This is a genomic window from Hungatella sp. L36, assembly GCF_014288035.1.
Map to the genome: position 1 here is coordinate 18,665 of NZ_JACOPC010000015.1, position 22,398 is coordinate 41,062.

At 51.7% G+C, this 22,398-nt stretch carries 18 protein-coding genes; 1 reads left to right on the forward strand and 17 read right to left on the reverse strand.

Going from position 1 to position 22,398, the window contains the following annotated elements:
- Window positions 1-34: 34 nt before the first annotated feature.
- The 16 genes from H8S80_RS26480 to H8S80_RS26555 form a co-directional block, all read right to left on the reverse strand.
- The gene (locus H8S80_RS26480; protein ID WP_002605237.1) at window positions 35-931 is read right to left on the reverse strand and encodes a fumarylacetoacetate hydrolase family protein; all 897 of its coding nucleotides are present in this window, start codon (window positions 929-931) and stop codon (window positions 35-37) included.
- A gap of 307 nt (window positions 932-1,238) precedes the next feature.
- Window positions 1,239-1,967, reverse strand: a complete 729-nt coding sequence (locus H8S80_RS26485) for a glycerophosphodiester phosphodiesterase (protein ID WP_025529740.1) — start codon at window positions 1,965-1,967, stop codon at window positions 1,239-1,241.
- An 18-nt stretch (window positions 1,968-1,985) separates the two neighbouring features.
- Window positions 1,986-2,867 carry a carbohydrate ABC transporter permease gene (locus tag H8S80_RS26490; RefSeq protein WP_002605239.1) on the reverse strand — a complete coding sequence of 294 codons (882 nt, stop codon included), beginning with the start codon at window positions 2,865-2,867 and terminating at the stop codon, window positions 1,986-1,988.
- A gap of 11 nt (window positions 2,868-2,878) precedes the next feature.
- Window positions 2,879-3,787: a carbohydrate ABC transporter permease gene (locus tag H8S80_RS26495; RefSeq protein WP_002605240.1), complete on the reverse strand. Its 909-nt coding sequence runs from the start codon at window positions 3,785-3,787 to the stop codon at window positions 2,879-2,881.
- A gap of 22 nt (window positions 3,788-3,809) precedes the next feature.
- Window positions 3,810-5,162, reverse strand: coding sequence for an ABC transporter substrate-binding protein (locus tag H8S80_RS26500; RefSeq protein ID WP_025529741.1), 1,353 nt, complete (start codon window positions 5,160-5,162; stop codon window positions 3,810-3,812).
- A 314-nt stretch (window positions 5,163-5,476) separates the two neighbouring features.
- Window positions 5,477-6,106 (reverse strand): YesL family protein, encoded by a 630-nt coding sequence (locus tag H8S80_RS26505; protein ID WP_117632993.1) that lies wholly within the window; start codon window positions 6,104-6,106, stop codon window positions 5,477-5,479.
- 32 nt (window positions 6,107-6,138) lie between these two features.
- A complete protein-coding gene (locus H8S80_RS26510; RefSeq protein WP_117632992.1) occupies window positions 6,139-6,507 on the reverse strand; it encodes a DUF1667 domain-containing protein in 369 nt (122 codons plus the stop codon).
- Window position 6,508: 1 nt separating this feature from the next.
- Complete coding sequence (locus H8S80_RS26515; RefSeq protein ID WP_117632991.1) at window positions 6,509-7,774, reverse strand: NAD(P)/FAD-dependent oxidoreductase; 1,266 nt, start codon at window positions 7,772-7,774, stop codon at window positions 6,509-6,511.
- Window positions 7,775-7,787: 13 nt separating this feature from the next.
- On the reverse strand, window positions 7,788-9,224 hold the full coding sequence (locus H8S80_RS26520; RefSeq protein WP_117632990.1) for an NAD(P)/FAD-dependent oxidoreductase: 1,437 nt from the start codon (window positions 9,222-9,224) through the stop codon (window positions 7,788-7,790).
- A 203-nt stretch (window positions 9,225-9,427) separates the two neighbouring features.
- Entirely contained in the window at window positions 9,428-10,924 is a 1,497-nt protein-coding gene (gene glpK / locus H8S80_RS26525) for a glycerol kinase GlpK (protein WP_117632989.1), read from the reverse strand.
- A 340-nt stretch (window positions 10,925-11,264) separates the two neighbouring features.
- A complete protein-coding gene (locus H8S80_RS26530) occupies window positions 11,265-12,257 on the reverse strand; it encodes an ABC transporter ATP-binding protein (protein ID WP_025529743.1) in 993 nt (330 codons plus the stop codon).
- On the reverse strand, window positions 12,247-13,224 hold the full coding sequence (locus H8S80_RS26535; RefSeq protein ID WP_002605248.1) for an ABC transporter ATP-binding protein: 978 nt from the start codon (window positions 13,222-13,224) through the stop codon (window positions 12,247-12,249). Before H8S80_RS26535 ends, H8S80_RS26530 begins: the two co-directional genes overlap by 11 nt.
- A gap of 34 nt (window positions 13,225-13,258) precedes the next feature.
- Complete coding sequence (locus H8S80_RS26540; protein ID WP_117632988.1) at window positions 13,259-14,929, reverse strand: ABC transporter substrate-binding protein; 1,671 nt, start codon at window positions 14,927-14,929, stop codon at window positions 13,259-13,261.
- A 37-nt stretch (window positions 14,930-14,966) separates the two neighbouring features.
- Window positions 14,967-15,830, reverse strand: a complete 864-nt coding sequence (locus H8S80_RS26545) for an ABC transporter permease (RefSeq protein WP_002605250.1) — start codon at window positions 15,828-15,830, stop codon at window positions 14,967-14,969.
- A 12-nt stretch (window positions 15,831-15,842) separates the two neighbouring features.
- On the reverse strand, window positions 15,843-16,799 hold the full coding sequence (locus H8S80_RS26550; RefSeq protein ID WP_002605251.1) for an ABC transporter permease: 957 nt from the start codon (window positions 16,797-16,799) through the stop codon (window positions 15,843-15,845).
- A 349-nt stretch (window positions 16,800-17,148) separates the two neighbouring features.
- Entirely contained in the window at window positions 17,149-19,755 is a 2,607-nt protein-coding gene (locus H8S80_RS26555) for a cation-translocating P-type ATPase (protein ID WP_117632987.1), read from the reverse strand.
- 160 nt (window positions 19,756-19,915) lie between these two features.
- Here H8S80_RS26555 and H8S80_RS26560 point away from each other — a divergent pair, with 160 nt between their 5' ends.
- Window positions 19,916-20,398 (forward strand): S-ribosylhomocysteine lyase, encoded by a 483-nt coding sequence (locus H8S80_RS26560; protein WP_055660138.1) that lies wholly within the window; start codon window positions 19,916-19,918, stop codon window positions 20,396-20,398.
- Window positions 20,399-20,489: 91 nt separating this feature from the next.
- Here the strand turns inward: H8S80_RS26560 and H8S80_RS26565 are convergent, their stop codons facing one another.
- Complete coding sequence (locus H8S80_RS26565) at window positions 20,490-22,358, reverse strand: alpha amylase C-terminal domain-containing protein (protein ID WP_117632986.1); 1,869 nt, start codon at window positions 22,356-22,358, stop codon at window positions 20,490-20,492.
- Window positions 22,359-22,398 lie beyond the last annotated feature (40 nt).

Consider the following 22,398-nt stretch of genomic DNA (forward strand, 5'->3'; position numbering starts at 1 on the left):
CGTGACGGAAAGCAATTTTCAGACACGCTCTAATCTACTCAGAAACCGTATTCTTTATAGAACCGATCCCCTCGATTACACACTCCACCACATCGCCGGCCTTTAAAAACTTCGGCGGCGTAAAGCCCATTCCTACTCCGGATGGCGTTCCTGTGGAAATGATAGTCCCCGCCTTCAGCGTCATTCCCATGGATAACTCACTTACAATATGATCGATATCAAAAATCATCCGCTCCGTATTGCTCTCCTGCCGCACCTCACCATTTACGAGGGAGCGGATCGGGAACTTCGGCGGGTATTCCACGCTGTCTGCGGTCAGAATACACGGTCCCATCGGTGTAAAACCGTCCAGACTCTTTCCAAAATACCACTGCTTGTGGGCGTTCTGTACATTGCGCGCGCTCACATCGTTAATAATTGTGTATCCAAAGATGTGGTCCCTGACCTGCTCCTTCGGAACCCGGTAAGCCTCTTTTCCGATAATCACGCCAAGCTCCGCCTCATAATCGAGACTGTCCACGATATCGCTGTGACTGGAAATCTCCCCATCCGGACCAACCGTCCGGTTTACCCTCTTGGAGAAATAGACCGCTTCCTTCCGCACTCCGTCAAATGCTTCCTTCTTAAATCTGGCGGATTCTTCCGCATGCTCCATGTAGTTAAGCCCAAGACAGATAATATCCTGTTCCGGCACCTCGATCGGAGCCAGAAGCCTCACCTCAGAGCGCATAGCCGCCCCTGTGATGCCGTACGGTTCCAAACCGGATACGTGCTCCAGCAGATCCTTTTCCGACTGGCTGAACCCCTTTACGACTTCCATCATACTCGTATATTCCATGCCGAATGCCCGAAGCGGATATACCCACATCTCATCCTTGCTCATAACCCCGATATCTTTTCTTCTGTCAACTTCATATGTCAGTAACTTCAACGTACTTCCTCCCTTACATGAACCACGGTTTTCCCGTATACGGCGAAACCGCGTCCGCGGCGCATCCGAAGACGGCCGGAAAATTTTTCCCAACTTCTTATACTTTAGCAATCCTTCTCCACAGAGTCAAGTAAGAATCCGAATTTTTGTCATTTCTGTGAAAATTGCCTGCACAAAAAGCTCCGTACTTCCGTACCGCGTTTCATATAAAGTCCCTTTCTCATATCAAATAAGGATTTAAAACGGTTGAATCGTCTTAAATCCTTATTTCTTTTATTTTTTAACCGGCAGCTTCCGGTCTCTGCAGTCAGCCTTTATGATCCAGCCAGCTCTTGCAGATCTCCGGGTAGTTCGTGAAGATTCCGCTGCATCCCCACTCGTAAGTGTTTTCCAGGCTTTCCATGTCGTTGATGGTCCAGACATTTACACCGATTCCATGGTCCCTGCAGTTTCTGACGGTCTCCTCCGTGAGTCCCCTGATCCCCGGGTGGTAACAGGCATAGCCGCAGCGGCTGCAGTAATACCCCGCATTTCCTAAGCCGGCATGCTCCAGTAAGGCTCCGCGCGGAATATCCGGCGCAAGCTCCTTCAGCCGCTCCAGAGACAGGTGGTTGAAGGACGAGAACATGACTCTGTCCTCTAAATGGTACTTCTTAATAATCTCCAGGGTCTTTTCCTCAATATCTTCATAATAGTACACCCCGGTCTTAATCTCCACATTTGTCACAAACCCGTACTGGCTGGCCCATTCACAGTACTCCTCAAAGGAAGGAACCGGGCAGAAGCCGTATCGGCCTCCCTTAATTGTTCCTGCGTCCAGCTTTCTTAACTCCTCAAAGGTATAATCCTTCACCAGGCCCGTTCCGTCTGTCGTCCGGTCAACAGCTTCGTCATGGATCACCACCACGGTACCGTCCCTGGTCAGCTGTACATCCAGCTCGATTCCGTCGCATCCGGTCTCCGCCGCCTTCTGAAACGACAGCATGGTGTTCTCCGGATATCTTCCGCTGTAACCTCTGTGTGCGTATACTTTCATGTTGATTCCCTCGGTTTCTTATTTCATGGCTGCCTTGGAGTATCCGGTCAGCATGTATTTCTGGAAAATGAAGAACAGGATGATGACAGGTACAACCGCCATCACCGCGCCGGCCATGATCTCATGGTTGTTCATGGATTCAGCACCGGCAAAGGTATTCTTTAAATAGGCAAGTCCGACTGTAAGCACACGGCGCTTCTCGCCCTTGGCGATGATCTTCGGCCAGAAGTAAGCGTTCCAGCCATTGGTAAAGGTCACCAGCGTAACCGTAAATAACGTGGAGCGGCACATGGGAGCCAAGATCTTCGTGATAATTCCCACACGGCCCAGCCCGTCGATTCTGGCCGCCTCGATATAGCTGTCGTCAATCGCCATAAAGGTCTGGCGCAGCATGAAGATGTAATACGGCGACACGGCTTCCGGAAGAATCAGACCTAAGAAGGTATCTGACATTCCCCAGTTTGCCATCATGATATAGATCGGAATAAACGTAACCTGGAGCGGAATCATCAGGGCGCCCAGAACGATGATAAAGCAGAAGTTCTGGCCTTTAAATCTGCCCTTGGAAAATCCATAGCCTGCGAAGATACCGGTCAGGACCTGTCCGATCAGGATGCCGGCCGTCATGACAGCCGTATTGAAATAGTATCTGGCGAAATTGCCCTTTTTTAATACATTGATGTAGTTCTCGAAGTGGAATTCCTTCGGCCATAAGGTCGGTACCGGAAGCAGAATCTCCTCCTGGGATTTCACGGAGGATACCAGCATCCAGTAGATCGGGAACACGATGATAATCAGGACGATGATGGCAAGAACCCACTGGACTGCCGTAATCGTCGCCTTTTTTCTCCTGGCGGTACGGTTAATATCCCGTCCGTCCTTCATTGTATGTTTCTCCATGTTGTCCCCCCCTATGAATCGTACGTCACGTTGCCGTTAGATACCTTCATGGTAGCCACCGTCACCACCAGCAGAAGCAGGAAGAAGAAGATCGCCACTGTGGAAGCGCGGTCCATCCGGAAATCTTCCATCGCATAACGGTAAATGTTATACACGAACACTTCGGTCGAACGGTACGGGCCGCCCTGTGTCAGGATATCTACAGACTGGAACACCTTCATGGAAGAAAGGAAGGTGGTGACAAATAAAAACAGTGTGGTCGGCGACAGCATCGGAATCGTGATCTTAAAGAACCGCTGTATCGCATTGGCCCCATCCAGGGAGGCCGCTTCGTAATAGTCCGTGGAAATACCCATCATGGCAGACAAATACACCATCATTCCATATCCCACGCACCGCCATCCGGTCAGCATCAGGACCGAAAGCAGGGCTGTGTGGCGGTTGCCCAGCCAGTCCACTTTACTGATTCCAACCAGGGATAAAAGGTAGTTTAAGATACCGCCGTCCGTATTTAAAATCCATAAGAACACAACGGCCGCGGAGGACATCGCCACGTATTTCGGCATAAAGACGATGGCTCTCATGGCGGAGAACCCCTTCGTCATACGGTTAAAGATCAGGGCGAAGATCATGCCCCCCACCAGCGTGATGAAGATCTCGCCGGCCGAATAGAGAATCGTGACCTTCAGGGAGTTCCATAGATACTTGGTACCGGAACCCCCAAACAGCCATTTCCAGTTCTTAAAGCCTACATAGTGCCACGTATCATTTAACATGTTCCAGTCGGTAAAGCTGATCCGGAACAGCTCCGCGATCGGATAGTAGGTAAATACCGCCAGAAAAATCAGTACCGGAAGTACACAGGCAAAATCCTTCATCGCGGATACTTTTCTTGGATTGATATGTTTTTTCTCTTTCATATGATACCCCCGCCAAACTGCATCAGGAATCTCCTAATACGTCATCAATTTCCTCGGCCATCTTTTCCATGGATTCCTGCGCGTCTCCGCCCTCCAGCATGAGCTGTGCCATGTCGTTCTTCCAGATATTAGCCATCTGGGACCATGCCTTGTGCTGGATTCTCGGCTGAATCAGGTCCAGATTATCGAAAATACACTGGAATGCCGGCTTCTCCTCTAAGAATGCCTTGCCTTCATCGGTTGTCAGTACGGACTTTCTGGTCGGGATATATCCGGTTCCTCTTGCCCATGTTAAGTTTACTTCCTTGCTGCATAAGTACTGCATAAACTGCCATGCCGCGTTCTTCGTAGCCTGATCGTTCTTGGATGGGATTAACAGCACGCAGCCGCCGATCTCCTGGTTCTTCGTCTCGCCGCCCGGAAGCCATGCCATACCGATCTCGAAATTACACTGGCTCAAATAGTTCGTATACAGGGAGCTTGTATGTACAACGGAAAATGCCTCGCCGTCGATAAAGTGCTGACGCATGATGGAGGACGCGTCATCCGCGGTTCCTGTCCAGTATGTATAGCCCTTATCGCACCATTCTTTAATCTTGGCCGCGATCTCCACCGCCTTCTCATCGCCTAAGTCCGTGGTTACCTGGTCATCATTGATGATCTTCACACCCTGATTTAAGTAGAAGGTCTCGTAATACCACTGATCCCAACCCGGCATAATGGTTCCGTACACCGCCGTCGTTCCGTCCGCGTTGACCTTGGAGGTCTTCTCAAGGAACGCATCCATGTCATCCCACTTCTCCGGAATCTCAATGCCCATCTCGTCCGCCATATCCTTGTTGTAGTAAACGATCTGCGTGGAGATCAGGAAGGGAAGGGATACCTGCTTGCCGTTGTAGCTGGAAGCCGTAATCATGCCTTCGCCGAAGTCCTTTAAATCATAGCCGCTGGCCTGGATATAGGGTGTTAAGTCCTCAGTCAGACCGCCTGCACCGTATTCCGCCACGTAAGGAGTATTGGCAACCGTAATTGCCGGAAGATCAGTCCCCGCCGCATGGGCCGCTACCAGAGCCTCATTTAATTTCTTGTAGCTTCCGATGTACTCCGCTTCCACTGTGATCATATCCTGTGATTTGTTGAAGTCGTCCACGACCTTCTGCACAGTCTCAGAATACTGTTCCTCCAGCGCGTGCCACCACTTGATGGTGATCGGCTCCGTCACCTCATACAGGGACGGATCTACCTCCGCCACGGTCTGTGCCTCTGTCTGCGCGCCTGCCCCAGCCTTGCCGGTGGAACCTCCGCCGCTGCAACCACTCAGTGTTCCTGCCATCATTGCAGCCACCATTAATAATGCGATACCCCTTTTTTTCATGTCTTTTACAACTCCCTTCCGTTGCCCTCTGAGACCCTTCCGCCTGAAGGTTACGACTCCTCCCGGCGAAAAAACAGCAATAAAAAAGAGATTGTGCATGCGCCGAAAGCATATTGCTCATATGCATCCTACACTTGCTCCGATCTCAGTCTCTCTCAAGCAACCCATATTCTTTTCTGATAGAACTATGGTATCATAGATTATTCCATTATGCAAGTAATTCTTTATCTATTTTGCATAATTTTTTTATTTTTTCTTATGTCTTTTTATTTCCTTTTCATAAAAATTGACTTTTTTTTAACAATTTTTTCCACTTACTCTTCGTCATCTTTTATGTATTTATAGAAAATAAAACGGTAAAAAAATGATGCCACATAGCTGCCAAGGGCAAACCAGAACATAAAAAGCATGGGGAAGAAATACGTTACAACTGCTGTAATTCCATATATCACAAGGATTGTTATAGAAACGTGAAGATTTCCGACGGACATGACGAAAGAATCCCTTATCACCTTTCTGGTATCGACATGAAAGAAAGCGAGCAGGGGAAACAGATAAATTATTGTTAATAAATAGACGAAAATAGCGCCGATCAACAGGAAAAATGCAAAGAAGCGAACCGCCCCCAGAGGGGCGAGAAACTGGCAGCACCATAAATCAAACACCAGAAATGCCCCCACAAGGACTGCGCCGATCCAGAGAATGGTGGCCTGACCAAAGTTCTTCTTAAAGCCCTCCCGGAAGGTCTTCCAGACGTATCCCTCCTCGTCCGCCGTCAGACGAAGCGTATACTGAAACAGGGCGGTGGTCGCCGCGCCCGCAGTCACCACCGGGATGCTGAAAAGGAACCAGAAGAAACTGAGAACACAGATATCCGTCACCCTCTCCATAAATGCCCAGAACCGGTTCTCCGGATTAAAAAATCTGTTGATATTCCATCTCATATGTCTTCTGATTCCTTTCTGCTTTAGGTCTTTTATGCCATTACCGACTCCACGTTCTTCGTCGCCACGATGGATACTCCCGTTCCGGCGCAGTCCGCTATCACCACATCACCGATCTTCACAGGGGCCGGAATCGTCACCTTACGTATCTCATCCATGCATTCGAAGATCTTACCCTTCGGTATATCATGTTCCGTCTTAACGGATACCATCTCGATGGTCCCGCCATCCACGTGAACGGAAGAGGTAACGATCCTGGTGGGGCTTAACACTTCCTTCTTTGCGTAATCGGCGCCTCTCACACAGGTATTGCCGGAGACCTCCACCTCGCCTCCTTCCAGACGAACCGTCAGGGGACAGCCAAGCGGGCAGCCGATACAGATTAACTCTCTAACCTCCATTTTACTCCACCTCCGTACAAATCACAATATTTTTTAAGTCGGGGCAGCCGGAAAAGCTATCTTTCTTTAACACGACCTGCTCCATCTCACCTGGCGCGAGGACTTTTTTCTTCTTCTTCGACACGCGCACGCCGTCGTAATAGACGCTGATAAAGCGGTCCTTATAGACATCGGCCACACGGAATCTCACCGTAACCTTGTCATTCATATGATCGATATCAATCGCCTGGGGAACCGTGTAACGAACCCCGTTCTCCGCTTTCAGCACAGCGATATGACCCGTCTGCTTTTCGCTTCCCGCTCCCACATACGCTGCGGCATTGGAGCCGGCCAGAGTCGCCTCCTCGGAAACGTAATCAACCAGATCATGTACATGAAGCACGTTGCCGCAGGCAAACACGCCGCTGGTATCCGTTTCCAGCTGATCGTTGACATTCGGTCCCTGAGTTACCCGGTTCATGGATGCGCCGATGCCCTTGGTAAGCTCATTTTCCGGGATCAGTCCCACGGAGAGCAGAAGGGTATCACAGCTGTAGTATTCCTCTGTTCCCGGGATCGGTTTCCGGTTCTCGTCTACCTTTGCCAGGGTAATTCCGGTTACCCGCTCTTTTCCCTGGATATCGATCACGGTGTGGCTGAGCTTCAGCGGGATGCCGTAATCGTCGAGGCACTGAACGATATTTCTCTTTAAGCCGCCGGAATAAGGCATCAGCTCCGCAACGACCTTCACCTTTGCACCTTCCAGCGTCATTCTTCTTGCCATAATAAGTCCGATATCGCCGGAACCCAGGATCACGACCTCACGGCCCACGCTGAAGCCCTCGATGTTCATGAGACGCTGCGCCGTGCCCGCCGAGTAGATTCCCGCCGGACGGTAACCCGGGATGTTTAAGGCGCCGCGGGGACGTTCCCGGCAGCCCATGGCCAGGATGATGGCCTTTGCCTTGATTACATGCAGTCCGTCTTCCCGGTTGATGACGGTGATTTCCTTCTCTTTATTGATATCAATGACCATGGTATTTAATTTGTAAGGGATCCTCTCCTCTTTTACCATGTCAATATAGCGCGCCGCATACTCCGGTCCGGTCAGCTCTTCCTTGAACGTGTGAAGTCCGAATCCGTTGTGGATACACTGGTTTAAGATACCTCCCAGGCAGCTGTCCCTCTCCAGAATCAGGATATCTTCCGCTCCTGCCCGTTTTGCGGCAACCGCTGCCGCCAGCCCGGCCGGGCCGCCTCCGATGATTACGATATCATGTTGTGTCATATCATTCTCCCCCTTATTTCTGACCGGTCAGCATATTGGATCCGGGCGCATTTTTGCAGACTTCTTCCATTGTGATTCCAAGCTCTCGGGACAGGATCTCCATGGTCCTCGGCGTACAGAAGCCGGCCTGGCATCTTCCCATGCCCTGTCTGACTCTGCGCTTCACACCGTCCAGCGACACCGCTCCCAGCGTTCTTCTTATGGAATCTATGATCTCACCTTCGCTGACACCTTCGCAGCGGCAGATGATCGTGCCGTATTCCGGTCTCTGACGGATCAGCTCCGCTCTCTCTTCCACACTCATCTTCTCCGGACGGACAATGCCTCTGCGCTCCCGCTTCCAGTCCTTCTTCTGAACGGCTCCCGCCCTGCCGGCTACAAGCTCTGCCAGATAGACGCCGATGGCCGGTGCACTGGTAAGACCCGGAGATTCGATGCCTGCCGCGTCGAAGAACCCCGGTGCATCCTCCGCTTCACCGATAATAAAATCATCGCCATCCTCATGGGCTCGGAGACCGGAGAACGATGTAATAACCTGGCGGAACGGAACGTTCTTTACGCCGATGGAAGACTTCTCTATGACAAATGCCAGCTCTTCCGCCGTTGTAGCGTTGCCTTCCTTATCCTCAAGATCCACGGCAGTCGGTCCGGTAAGCAGGTTGCCATGGACCGTCGGTGATACCAGAACGCCCTTTCCCAATTTACCCGGAAGCTGGAAAATGGTATGGCTCACATGGCCGCCCGCTTCTTTGTCCAGCAGGCAGTAGTCGCCCTTACGCGGGGTAATATGTATCTTATTTCCGCTGACCATGTTGTGGAAGCGGTCCGCGTAAACGCCTGCGGCATTGATAATATATTTCGTCGTTATGGCTCCCTTTCCTGTCTCCAGGATGTAGCCTTCTCCGTCTTTCTTAATCTCATTTACTTCAGTCAAAAATTTGAATTCCACTCCGTTGTCCGCTGCGTTTTCGGCCAGCGCGATGGTAAGGCCAAAGGGGCAGACAATTCCGCCGGTCGGCGCGTAGAGTGCCGCCACCACGGTATCTGTCACGTTAGGCTCCATCCTTCTGACTTCATCGCCGGAGATAATCTCCAGTCCCTGGACCCCATTGCGTTTTCCCTTTTCCAGTAGCTCTTCCAGCGCCGGGAGATCGTCGTTTGAGAAGCAGAGAACGAGAGAACCATTTCTCACGTAATCAAAATCCAGTTCCTTCGAGAGCGGTTCCATCATCTGGCTTCCCTGTACATTGAATTTCGCCTTTAAGGAGCCTGGTGTGGCATCATGCCCGGCGTGAGCGATGGCGCTGTTGGCTTTCGATGTTCCCGAGCACACATCCTCTTCCTTTTCCAGTACACAGACCGACAGCTCGTAGCGGGACAGTTCCCTGGCTACCGCGCATCCGGTTACCCCGCCGCCAATAATGACCGCATCGTAATTCAAACTTTCCATTTTCATTCCTCCTGATTGATCCTCTCGTTCCTGTGAAACGAAGCATTTTGCGGAGTAAGAACCTTTTCCTTCTACGCAAAAAGAGTAAGGGAAACAAACGGATTACCTCCGTCTATCTACCTTACTCTGTCGTCTCAAGGTTTCATATTTAGTTTCATGCTATCACACCCGGTGACCGGTGTCAAGTACAAATGCTTCTTACTTTACTCTTCCTCTGCCCAGCACAGCGCGCACTTGATCGCCCGCTTCCAGCCCTTTACGAGGCGGCGGCGCTGATCCTCCTCCATGCCACACTCAAACGCCCTGGACACCTTCCAGTTCTTTCTGATCTCTTCCTTGTCCTTCCAGTAACCCACGGCAAGACCCGCCAGATAGGCAGCTCCCAGCGCGGTGGTCTCGATACAGTCCGGACGGATAATGGCGGTATTCAGAAGGTCTGCCTGGAACTGCATCAGGAAGTTATTGGCGCAGGCACCGCCGTCTACCCGAAGCTGTCTTAAGCAGATACCCGAATCCTGCTGCATGGCCTCGATTAAATCGTACACCTGGTATGCCATGGATTCCACGGTGGCACGGATAAACTGCTCCTTGCTGGTACCGCGGGTCACCCCTACGATGGTCCCCCTGGCATACTGGTCCCAATAGGGCGCTCCCAGGCCGGCAAAAGCAGGCACCACATAGACGCCGCCCGTATCGGCTACCGCAGTGCAGTATTCCTCCGTCTGCGGCGCGCTTCTCACCATACGCATCTCGTCTCTCAGCCACTGTACCGCGGCTCCCGCCACGAAGACACTGCCCTCCAGCGCGTAACGCACCTCGTTCCCGTCGCTGGCCGCAATGGTGGTAAGAAGGCCATTCTGTGAGTGAACCGCTTTTTCCCCTGTATTCATAAGCAGAAAGCATCCGGTTCCATATGTATTCTTCACTTCGCCCTCGTCGAAACAGCACTGGCCGAACAGCGCCGCCTGCTGATCTCCGGCCGCTCCGGCGATCGGAATCTTTCCGCCCATCACATCGGAGGATGTATAGCCATAAACGCAGCTGGAAGGCTTCACATCCGGAAGCATGCACCTGGGAATTCCGAAATACTCCAGAATCTCGTCATCCCAGCATCTCCTGTGAATGTCAAACAGCATGGTTCTCGATGCGTTCGTATAATCGGTCACATGGATACAGCCCTTGGTCAGGTTCCAGATCAGCCACGTATCCACGGTTCCAAACAGCAGCTCTCCCCGCTCTGCCCGTTCCCTGGCGCCTTCCACGTGATTTAAGATCCACTCGATCTTGCTTCCCGAAAAATAGGCATCCGGAATCAGGCCGGTCTTCTCCCGAATCCGGTTCGCAAGCTCGTCTTTTTTCAATTCTTCAATGCGGTCCGCCGTCCTGCGGCACTGCCACACGATGGCGTTGTAAACCGGTTCTCCGGTCTCCTTATCCCATACGATGGTCGTCTCACGCTGATTCGTGATGCCGATGGCTGCAATGTCGCTGTAATGCGCTCCTATTTTCCCCATTGCCTCCATGGTTACGGACAGCTGGGATGACCAGATCTCCATCGGATTATGCTCCACCCAGCCCGGCTGCGGAAAGATCTGTGTAAATTCCTTCTGCGCCACGCTGCAGATCATTCCCTGCTCATCAAACAGGATACATCTGGAGCTTGTCGTCCCCTGGTCCAATGCAATGACATACTTCCCCATATTTCTTCTCCCTTCTGGTAACGCGCCCCCGCACACTCTGCGCACAGGTTGCTGTAATAATAAATGGCAGCCGTCACGGCCGTTTCTGAGATGACCGCCTGGTCCCCGTATAACGGACGGCCATATCCCCGCGGCTTTTCCCGTTTTAGCAGCATGCAGCACCCAAACAGTATGCAGCACCCAAACAGCATGCAGCACCCAAGAAGCGTGCAGCACCTGATAAACAAGGAAAGAGCCGGCAAAACAACGGGGTTTACGGCCCCGCGTGTTTAACCTGCTCTGTCATCTCTAAGGTTTCTATATAAACTATGATTATAGTACCACCGGGTTCGGGCTTATGTCAAGAAAAACCTTCATTCAGCGGAAAGTGGCACGCCACACTATGGCCGCCGCCCATATCTCTTAATGCCGGAACCTCTTCCCTGCACCGGTCTGTCGCATAGGGACAGCGGGTGTGGAACTTACAGCCGGAAGGCGGATTATAGGCGCTGGGAACGTCTCCCTCCAATATAATGCGGTTGCGCTTTCTGTTGGCGTCCGGAATGGGGATGGCGGAGAGCAGCGCCCTGGTATAGGGATGGAGCGGCGCTCCGTATAAATCCTGCTTGTCAGCGATCTCAACCACACTTCCCAGATACATAACCGCCACACGGTCGCTGACGTGGCGAACCACGCTCAAATCGTGGGATATGAATAAATAGGTGAGATTCCTCTTCTGCTGCATCTTTTTCATCAGGTTCAGCACCTGCGCCCGCACAGACACGTCGAGGGCCGATACCGCCTCGTCGCAGACCACGAACTCCGGGTTCAGAATCAGAGCCCTGGCTATGCCGATTCTCTGACGCTGGCCTCCTGAGAATTCATGAGGAAAACGGTTCAAGTACTGTTTGTCCAGTCCCACATCGTTTAAGATGGATATAACCATCTCCTTCCGCTCTGCGGCGCTTCCGATCCCGTAGACCTCCAGAGGAGCACTGACCAGATCATACACCGTCATTCGCGGATTCAGCGAGCTGTAGGGATCCTGGAAGATGATCTGCATCCGCTTGCGCATCTCCCACATCTGCTTCTTGTCATAGGCGGCAATGTCTTCCCCGTTGTAAATCACCTGACCAGAGGTCATGGGAATCAGCTTTAAGATCGTTCTGCCGAGAGTGGATTTTCCGCAGCCGGATTCACCGACCAGGCCGAGCGTCTCGCCCTTGTGAATCTTCAGGTTGATATCGTCGACCGCCTTTACCACCGGGGGATTTAAGTTAAACAGCCCCTTTTTCCCGCTAAAATATTTTCTCAAATCTTTCGTTTCCAGTAAAACCTGATTCTCACTTCTCATAGTTATCACCCTCATATCTAAAGCAGCTCACCTTCGCACCGCCTGCCTCATAGATTCCCGGCTGTTCCTTCACACACCGTTCATCCGCATAAGGGCATCTTGGGCTGAAACGGCAGCCGACCGGCATCTGTCCTGGCCCGGGCACCGTTCCCTCTATGGTGTTCAGTTCCTCCACATCCTCTTCCAAAGGCGGTATGGAGCTTAAAAGCCCCTTTGTATACGGATGCTTGGGGGTATTGAATATCTCTTTCACCGATCCGTATTCCACAACCTTGCCCGCGTAAAGAACCAGGATGTTATCCGCGGTCTCGGCCACTACGCCCATGTCATGGGTGATGAGAATGACCGCCGTATCCATCTTCTGCCTTAAATCCAGCATAAGCTCCAGAATCTGAGCCTGAATCGTCACGTCAAGCGCCGTGGTCGGCTCGTCCGCGATCAGAAGCTTGGGCGCACAGGACACGGCCATGGCGATCATGACCCTCTGGCGCATACCGCCAGAGAGCTGGTGAGGATACTCCTTCAGCCGCTTTTCCGGCGCCGAGATTCCTACTTTTTTCAGAACCTCGACCGCCTCCTTCCTGGCGTCCTTCTTGTTGAAGCCCTGGTGAATCACCAGAGGCTCGATCAGCTGGTCGCCGATGGTCAGAGTCGGATTAAGCGCCGTCATCGGGTCCTGGAAAATCATGGCGATCTCATTGCCCCGGATCTTACACATATCATCTTCAGACAGGGAGAGCAGCTCCCTGCCTTCCAGCTTAACACTTCCCTGGGATATCCGGGCGTTCGTTCCCAAAAGCCGCAGGATCGACAAACTGGTTACGCTCTTACCGCAGCCCGATTCTCCCACGATTCCCAGTATCTCGCCTTTTCCAACCGAAAAGCTGATGCCGTCAACCGCTGTATTAATTCCTTTTTTTGTATTAAACTGAACCTGTAAATTGTCCACCGTAAGCAATGAATCCATAAATTTTCCCTCTTAACTTTTATTCTTAAGTTCCTTACTGTACATCCCAGTTCCAGGTCGACCAGTTCAGGGAATCGAAATTCTCTGCGTTGATGCCTGTGATTCTCTTGTTATGAACAGTTAATGTATTCTTTGTATACAGATAAGCCATAGCGGAACGCTCTTTAACCATCACCTGATACTCATCGAAGTACGGTTTTCTGGCTTCAAAGGTAAGCTCTGCGTTGCCCTTGTCGATAACATCTGTCATCTCGGTATCTCTTAACTGGCAGAAGTTGACGGAGCTCTCCGGATGGATCATCTCACGGCTCTCGCTGGGGTCTAAGGTTCCGCCGGATCCGATGGTTCCCATATCATGCTTGCCGTCTAACATGTTGCTCATAAGTGTCGGGAAGTCTACCTGTTCAATCTGAACCTTAACGCCGACCTTCTGTAAATCCTGTACGATCAGGGCCGCTGTACGCTCGGTAATGCTGTTTCCTGCCGCAATATAGAAGGTCAGAGTCTGATCAAACGGGAACTTCGCTTCTTCCAGCATGGACTTCGCCTTGTCAGGATCGTACCATACCGTTACATCTTTGTTGTAATACGGGCTCATCGGTGCAATCGGAGTGATGACCTGCTGGCCCTGGCCCTGCAGCAGGGCGTCTACGAGAACCTGACGGTTGATCGCCATGCTCAGGGCCTGGCGTACTTCCTGTGTCAGATACGGTTTCTGTGTGTTAAAGATCAGTGTGGTATAGGAAGTCGTAGGAATGGACTCCGCAACCAGATTTTCCTGCTCATTGGCCAGATCCCAGTCATCGATCAGAATGGAGCCGTAGCCGATCAAATCCAGATCTCCGTTGATTAAGCCGGCCAGCATACTGGCGGAATCGGTCACACGGATTACGAGACGGTCAATCTTCGGCGCGCCTAAGTGGTAGTTCGGATTCTTGACAAATTCCATTCTCTCACCGTTGATCTCGCTGTCATAGATAAATGGACCGGAGCCTACAGGCTTTGCCCATAAATCAGGGGAGTTGATCTCCTGCGCCGTCTTGCCTTCAAAAATGTGCTTCGGGATGATGAAAACCGTATCGATATCCTGAAGGAAGGTGTCCACGAACATGGAGCTCTTTAGCTGGAAGGTAACCTCATAATCACCGTTTGCAGTTACTTCGATGGAATCCTCGGAAAGCTCCGCGCCGGAATCATCCACGCCGGCAATATACTCTAAATGGTAGCGGCTCTTGGCGTCTACGTTAGGATCGGAATACATCTGATAGCTGAACACAACATCCTCGGCCGTAACCGGTTCTCCGTCAGACCATACGGCGTTGTCATACAGTTCAAATGTTACCGCGCTGGAATCCTCATTCACGCTCCAGGATTTGGCAAGACGTCCCTCATACGTTCCGTCTGCGTTGGACTGTGTCAGACGATCGTAAATCTGATCGCAGATCATACGGGTATAGTTGCTGGTAGTATTAAGCGGCATCATGGTATCCCATGCGGTGCTGATCGCAGCCGTGATCACCTTCTCACCCGCTGTCGCCCCCTGTGCCGCGGTGGTTTCTCCCGCTGCCTGAGTGGTTCCGGTATTTCCTGCTGCCGTCGTACCATTGTCAGCACTCTTGCCGCCGCAGGCGCTCAGCCCCAGTACCATGGCCCCCGCCATGACGATGGCTGTCAATCTTGTTATTTTACTCTTACTTTTTCTCATAGAGTCCTCCTTTTATGTGTAGATATAACTACCTGTATTAAATTTTGATCTTCGGATCCAGAGCATCCCGGATTCCGTCTCCCAGGAAATTGATGCTGAGCACCGTAATAAGCAGCGCAATTCCCGGCGGCATCCAGATCCAGAGCCGTTTGGAAAGAACCGTAATCGACTGGGCGTCATAAAGCATATTGCCCCAGCTGGCTCCCGGCGGCTGTACGCCCATTCCAAGGAAGCTTAAAGATGATTCCATTAAGATCGCGCTGGCCATCTGAAAGGTAATGGCGATCAGAATCGGGGCGAAGGAGTTAGGCAAAATGTACTTCGTGATAATCTTATAATTGGAAGTACCGATCGCCCTCGCAGACTCCACATATTCCTTTTCCGAGACGGAAAGCACATTGGCATAGATCAGTCTGGCAAACTGGGTCCATCCCAGCACGCCGATTACGATGGTAACCGACCAGATGGACGGTCCGATCACCGCCACCAGCACCAGGATTAAGACGATGGATGGGAAGGACATGAAGATATCCGCCACACGCATGATGGCGATCTCCGCCTTGCCCCTGAAGTAACCTGCGATCAGTCCCAGCGGAACGCCGATCGCGCAGCTGATGATGGTGGACAATAAGCCTACCAGAAGGGAGGTCCTGCCTCCGTAAACCAGTCGGGCAAAGATATCGCGCCCGATGGCATCCGTGCCGAGAATATGGATACCGCTCGGCGCCGCGGAAAATGCCGTATAATCCGAATCGTAAGGATTTAAATGCATGATAAACGGGAGCACCACCACAAGAATGATCTCCAGTGTGATGACAAAAAGTCCAACCATGGCCATCTTGTGCTCCGTCAGTTTGCTAAGTACCTCGGAAAGGTAGCTTTCATTCTCTCTTTTTTTCATTCGTCTACCCTCCTATTTATAGCTGATACGCGGATCTAAAAGCCCGTAGGCCACATCGGTTAAGATATTGGCGATCAGAACCGCCGCCGCAATCATGACGGTGATTCCCATAATAACCGGATAATCCCGGCCATTAATGGCGGTAACCATCAAAGACCCGACACCTGGCCATCCGAATACCTGCTCCGTAATAACGGCGCCGCCGACCAGCGACGGGATGGACATACCCACCACCGTGATTACCGGAATCAATGCGTTTTTCAATCCATGTTTGTAGATAACGCCCCATTTTTTCAGACCCTTGGAACGAGCGGTCCGGATATAGTCCTCCTGCATGACCTCCAGCATACTGCTGCGCATGTGGCGGACCCACCCGCCGATCTGCTGGAAGGACAGCACAAGACAGGGCATGATCATGTGGCGCATCAGTGCCGCGCCTGATTTCACTCCCGCCGAATCGTACATTCCTCCTGAGGGAAGAATCTTGAATACGATGGCAAACAGATAGATAAACACCAGACCCACAAAAAAGTTCGGAGTCGCCATCATTAAGAGTGAAATACCGCCCGAAACGTAATCTCTCTTTGAATTCGGTTTGGATGCCGCATAAATTCCCAGGGGAATCGCTACAATCAGAGACAGCAGAATCGATGCTCCTGCCAGACATGCCGTAGCCGGAAGACGCTCTCCGATCATGGCTGCCACCGGTCTCTGGGTGCTGTAGGAGAAACCTAAGTCCCCATGAAGCAGCAGATTCAGCCAGCTGAAATACTGGATGACCACAGGCTTGTCAAGCCCGAGGGCAATCCGTTTTCGTTCCAGTTCCGCAGGAGATATCTTGGGATCCGCAAGAAGTGCGTCCAGAGGTGATCCGGGGGCCAGATTCAGAATAAAATAGGCCAGCACCGTAATCCCTAAAAAAGTAGGTATGGCAATCAGAAGCCGTTTTGCTATGTATTTCCACTTCATCTTCTCTTGTCCTTTCGTAATCCTGTCACGAAATCTTCATTTTACCGGGACCACCGCGCATTCCGGCCCCTTCTCCTCCCCCGGACTGTCCGTTCCTGAAGGCTGAATAACCACGTTACAGAATAAAACTATAATAGTATTATCGTATCGCATTTTGTGTTTTTTCTCAAGTAGTTTCTAAAATTTACAGACATCTCCTGAAAAAGGGTGATATGAGCATTTCTGGCATTGGAAACCAGCGGATTTTAGTACTATTTTGCCGCAGAAAGGCGTTCCGAAACCAATTTCCGGAACGCCTGTTATTTTTTAAAGCACAGCAGCTTAATAAGCATACAGCAGATTCCCGACTTTACCGCATACTCTCCCGCACCGTCTTAAACGCCTGGATCACCAGTGTCGGCACCACCGCAAATATAACAATAGTGAGCAGCTGCCTCACTGATAGATCAGCTACGGAGAACAGGGTCTGAAGCCCAGGCACAAACAGAACTGCGGCCAGAAGCACCACCCCCGCCTCAAACGCCATGATACTGTATAAGTTGCTCATCAGACCAATCTTAAAGATGGAGTGAGAGCTGCGGCAGTTGAAGCCATGGAACAGTCTCGCCAGGGTCAGGGTGGAAAACGCCATGGTACTGGCCGCCGCCTCGCTGCCCGTGGCCAGGCCGGTATGATAGGCGGTCATCGTGCAGACCGCTATGAGCGCACCCTGGAGGAGAAGCTGTAGGATGAACCGTTTCGTCAGGATCCCTTCCTTTGGATTTCTCGGTTTTTTCGTCAGAAGTCCCGGCTCCGCCTTCTCCATTCCGATGGCAATGGCCGGAAGGGAATCCGTCACCAGGTTGATAAACAGGAGGTGCACCGGCGCAAATGGCGTCGGCAGCGCCATCAGGGATGTATACAAGACGCTTAAAATCCCCGCCATGTTGCCGGACAGCAGGAATTTGATTGCATTTCGGATATTGCGGTATACATTTCGTCCGTTGGCTACGGCCTTGATGATAGTGGCAAAGTTATCATCCGTCAGGATCATGGAAGCGGCGTCTTTGGAGACCTCCGTTCCCATCTTTCCCATGGCCACGCCGATGTCAGCCTTTTTAAGAGCGGGCGCATCATTGACGCCATCTCCCGTCATGGCCACAATATGGCCCTTTCGCTGCCATGCGCTGACGATTCTGATCTTATGCTCCGGGGATACCCGGGCGTACACGTTGATCCGTTCCAGATTCCGGTCCAGCTCCTCATCCGCCATGTCGTCCAGCTCAGGACCGCTCACGGCGATTCCGCCTTCATTTAATATTCCGATCTTCTCTGCAATGGCCGCCGCCGTGATCTTATGATCCCCCGTAATCATGACCGGCCTGATTCCGGCACGTCTGGCATTTAAGACCGCATTTTTCGATTCCGGTCTCGGCGGGTCCATCATGGCTGTCATTCCTAAAAATATGTATCCGGCTTCCGACTTCTCCGTCAGAATCTCCTTTTCTCCCATTTTTTTGTATACAAAGGTGAGAACGCGCAGCCCCTGCCGTGAAAAATCGAGATTTTGCGCGTTGATCCGCTGGCGGTCATTTTCCCGCATCACGCGGACGCCTTCTCCTGTCAGGATCGATTCACAGCGTGGAAGCAGAATGTCCAGGGCTCCCTTGGTAAACATCACCCGCACGCCGTCAACGCGGTGCACGGTGGTCATCAGCTTCCTGTCAGAGTCAAACGGAAGCTCTCCGATTCTCGGCATGGAATGCCTCAGCTCTGTTTCCTGGATTCCGAGCTTCCGCCCCATGACGACGAGGGCCGCCTCCGTTGGGTCACCCAGCATTTTCCCATCCGCGCAGGAAGCATCATTCGTCAGGACCGCATCATAAAGTAAGTACCGCTGAACCAGATTTTCCAGGCTGAGATTTTCCGGCGGATAGAGGCGGTTGTTTACATAAACTTCCTCCACCGTCATTCTGTTCTGTGTCAGGGTTCCCGTCTTGTCGGAGCAGATAACCGAGACGCATCCCAGGCTCTCCACGGCCTTTAAGTCCTTGATAATCGCGTGTTCCTTCGCCATCTTCTGCGTTCCCATGGCCTGCACGATGGTGACAATGGAGCTGAGCGCCTCCGGGATGGCCGCCACCGCCAGCGCCACCGCGAACATCAGCGAATCCAGCACCGGCATCTTGCGGTAAATGCTGAGTCCGAAGACCAGAGCGCAGATGATCAGGATTCCCGCCGCCAGGTGGCTGCCGAACTGATCCAGACTGATCTGAAGAGGCGTCTTCTTCTCCCCTGTGCCGTTCATCAGCGCGGCGATTCTTCCGATCTCGGTGTTCATGCCGGTGCCGGTGACCAGAACGGTGCCGCGCCCCGCCGCCACCAGAGAGCCGGAAAATACCATATTGTGCTGTTCTGCCAGCGGTACCTTTTCAGTCCTGATCTTTCCTGTCTTCTTTTCCACATTGATGGATTCTCCCGTCAGGGAACTCTCGTTCACTAACAGGGAATACGTCTCCAGGAGACGCCCGTCTGCCGCCACCATATCCCCGGCCTCCAACAGGAGAATATCTCCCGGTACCACGTCGGAGGACAGAATTTCCTGTCTCCGGCCGTCACGAAGGACCCCCGCCATGGGCGCGGAGAGGGATTTTAAACTGTCTAAAGACTTTTCTGCTTTCTGGTGTTCCACGGTGCCCAGAACCGCATTTAAAAGGAGCACCGCGAATATGACTGCGGTGCTCTCCACATCTCCCGATATCATGGAGATGACTGCCGCTATGATTAAAATGATGACCAGAAGATCCTTAAACTGGTCCAGAAATACCTGGAGGGCACTCCGTTTTTCCCCCGCCCGAAGGGCATTCGGCCCAAATTCCTCCTTCCGCACTGCCGCTTCCCGGGAAGAAAGCCCGGATCTCGCCGCCTCTAAGCGCCCCAGTGCTTCTTCTTCTGATAAATGAAACCATTCTTCCATGCTGACGCTCCTTCCCCATCTCTCCTACTATGGTATGAGTCAAAAATTGCTTTTCATGCATGAAATTTAATAAAAGCGGACAGCTGCCCTTCCATTTCCCGTTTCCATCCGTTATACTGATACAGGCAAGTATTTATGAACTGCTGAAAGGAGACGTTTTATGGATAAAATAACGAGCTTTACCATCAATCATTTAAAACTTCTTCCGGGCATCTATGTCTCGAGGAAAGATACCGTCGGCGGCCATACCGTCACGACCTTTGATCTACGCATGACCCGGCCGAATTACGAGCCGGTTATCAATACCGCTGAAATTCATACCATAGAACATTTGGGCGCAACATTTTTAAGGAATCACGCGGAGTACAGCTCCCGTGTCCTCTATTTCGGCCCCATGGGCTGCCGCACCGGTTTCTACCTGCTCCTGTCCGGGGATTATGAGTCAAAGGACATCGTCCCGCTCATGACAGAGCTTTTCGAGTTCATCCGCGATTTTGAAGGCGAGGTCCCCGGGGCCGCTGCCAGAGACTGCGGAAACTACCTCGATATGAATCTGGGGATGGCGAAGTATATCGCGGGGAAATACCTGGATCAGGTTTTATATGGCATTGATGAGAAGCATCTTGTGTATCCGGAAGACTAAAAAAGTCAGAAAGAAGAGCAGGCTGAGCTCCCGACAGATTGGTATCTGTCCAGACTTAAGCCTGCTCTTCTTTGTTAAGCGTTTACCGCCATCATCTACCCACAAACACCACAATCGTCCTCGGCGGAACCTCAAACTGTCTGGTCTCCATCACCGGCATTCCACCGTCCAGCTCACCGCCATCCGCAGACACTGATCCCTCCGAATACATTCCATTGCTGTCTTTTTCGTCGGTATTAAACACAATATGCCATTTCTGCTTCTTAGGCAGATTGGGCAAATCAAACGCATGGGGCTCCCAGTGCATATTATATGCGACAAAGAAGCTGTCGTCCGCGGTCCCATCCGGTCTCTTTCCATATTCCCCGCAGTACATAATGCCGATCTGCCTCCGGAAATTCTCAAATTCCGGCCGCCACGCCTTTACGCCATGGTAGGAAACATCCGGCCTGCCGCAGGATAAGTAATCCATAACCTTCGGCTCTGTGGCCATATGGAATACCGGATGGCTTTTCCGGAAGGCGATCACCGCCTTCGTAAATTCATAGATATCCCGGTTGGTTTTCAGAAGATTCCAGTTCAGCCACGAGACCTCATTATCCTGGCAGTAGGAATTGTTGTTGCCGTCCTTGGAATTGCCGAACTCGTCTCCGGCCAGCAGAAGCGGCGTTCCCTGGCTTAAGAACAGCATCAGGAGTGCATTCCTGATCTGCTTCTTCCGCAGCTCCACAATCTTCTTTCGCCTTGTGTGCCCTTCCACACCGCAGTTCCAGGAGTAATTATAGGGATTGCCGTCCTGATTGCCCTCGCCGTTAGCCTCATTATGCTTCGTATCATACGACACCATGTCCATCATCGTAAATCCGTTGGTATTGGCCATATAATTGACCACACCGAACTCCGCAGGATTACGCCTGCTTCGGAAAATCAGATGATTCATCTCATCCTCATCGCCCTTTAAGGCCCGGCGCATGTCTACCAGAAAACCATCGTTATACTCTGCCAGATGCTTCTCATGCCCGCCCGGAACACCAAGCCAGGAGGTGGCAAACAGCTTTGTGCCGCTCAGATACGGGTCGCGTCCAATCAGATCATTGGGGGTAAATCCCACCAGATGAACTCCATCTACATGAAATTCCTCCGTCCAGTAACGGACCGCATCGAGGACAAACGCAGGATTTTCCTTTCCGGTAAAGTAAAGCTCTATAATCAGTTCCAGGCCCTCTTTATGAAACGACTTCACAAGGTTTTTGAACTCCGTTACCGGATGTTTTTCTTTTCCCGAACAATAGGAAGCCTTCGGTGCAAAATAATAACCGGTGGTATATCCCCAATAATTCAATTTTCCAGTGGGTTTATCCACAGCGTAGGGATTTCCATCCACATGCTCCGGCATCATCAGCTCCGAAAATTCATTTACAGGGAGAAGCTCCAGACTCGTGACGCCCAGCTCTTTTAGATACGGGATCTTCTCAATCAGCGCGCGGAAAGTCCCCTTGTCTTTCGCTTTGGAAGCGGGATTTTTAGTAAATCCCCTCACATGCGCCCGGTAAAGAATCATCTCTTCATATGGAATCTTTAAAGGCTTATCTCCCTCCCAGTCGAAGTCCTCCGCAACGACCGGCGATCTCATGGGACGCTCTGCCGCAGATAAATCACCCCAGACCTCTCTTCCGGTAAACTGTTTTCCGTAAGGGTCGGCAAGCGGCTTTCCATCAAGCTCGAAGCAGTACTCCAGTCCTGAAAAATCGCCAAGAACGGTCATGTTCCAGACATCTCCGCGCTTTCCCTCCTGCGGGAAATGCAGCCGTGCATATTCTGTCTCCTCCCCGCTGCGGTATAAAAGAAGATCACACACCTCTCCCTGTGCGGCTACACACATATGAATCCCGCCATCAACTCCGGTAAGTCCCATGGAATAAATTCTGTTGTCCTGCTTAGCAATTCTATATCCTTCCATACCGCTTATCTCCTCTATCTGCCGGTGGTCTCATTTCTCG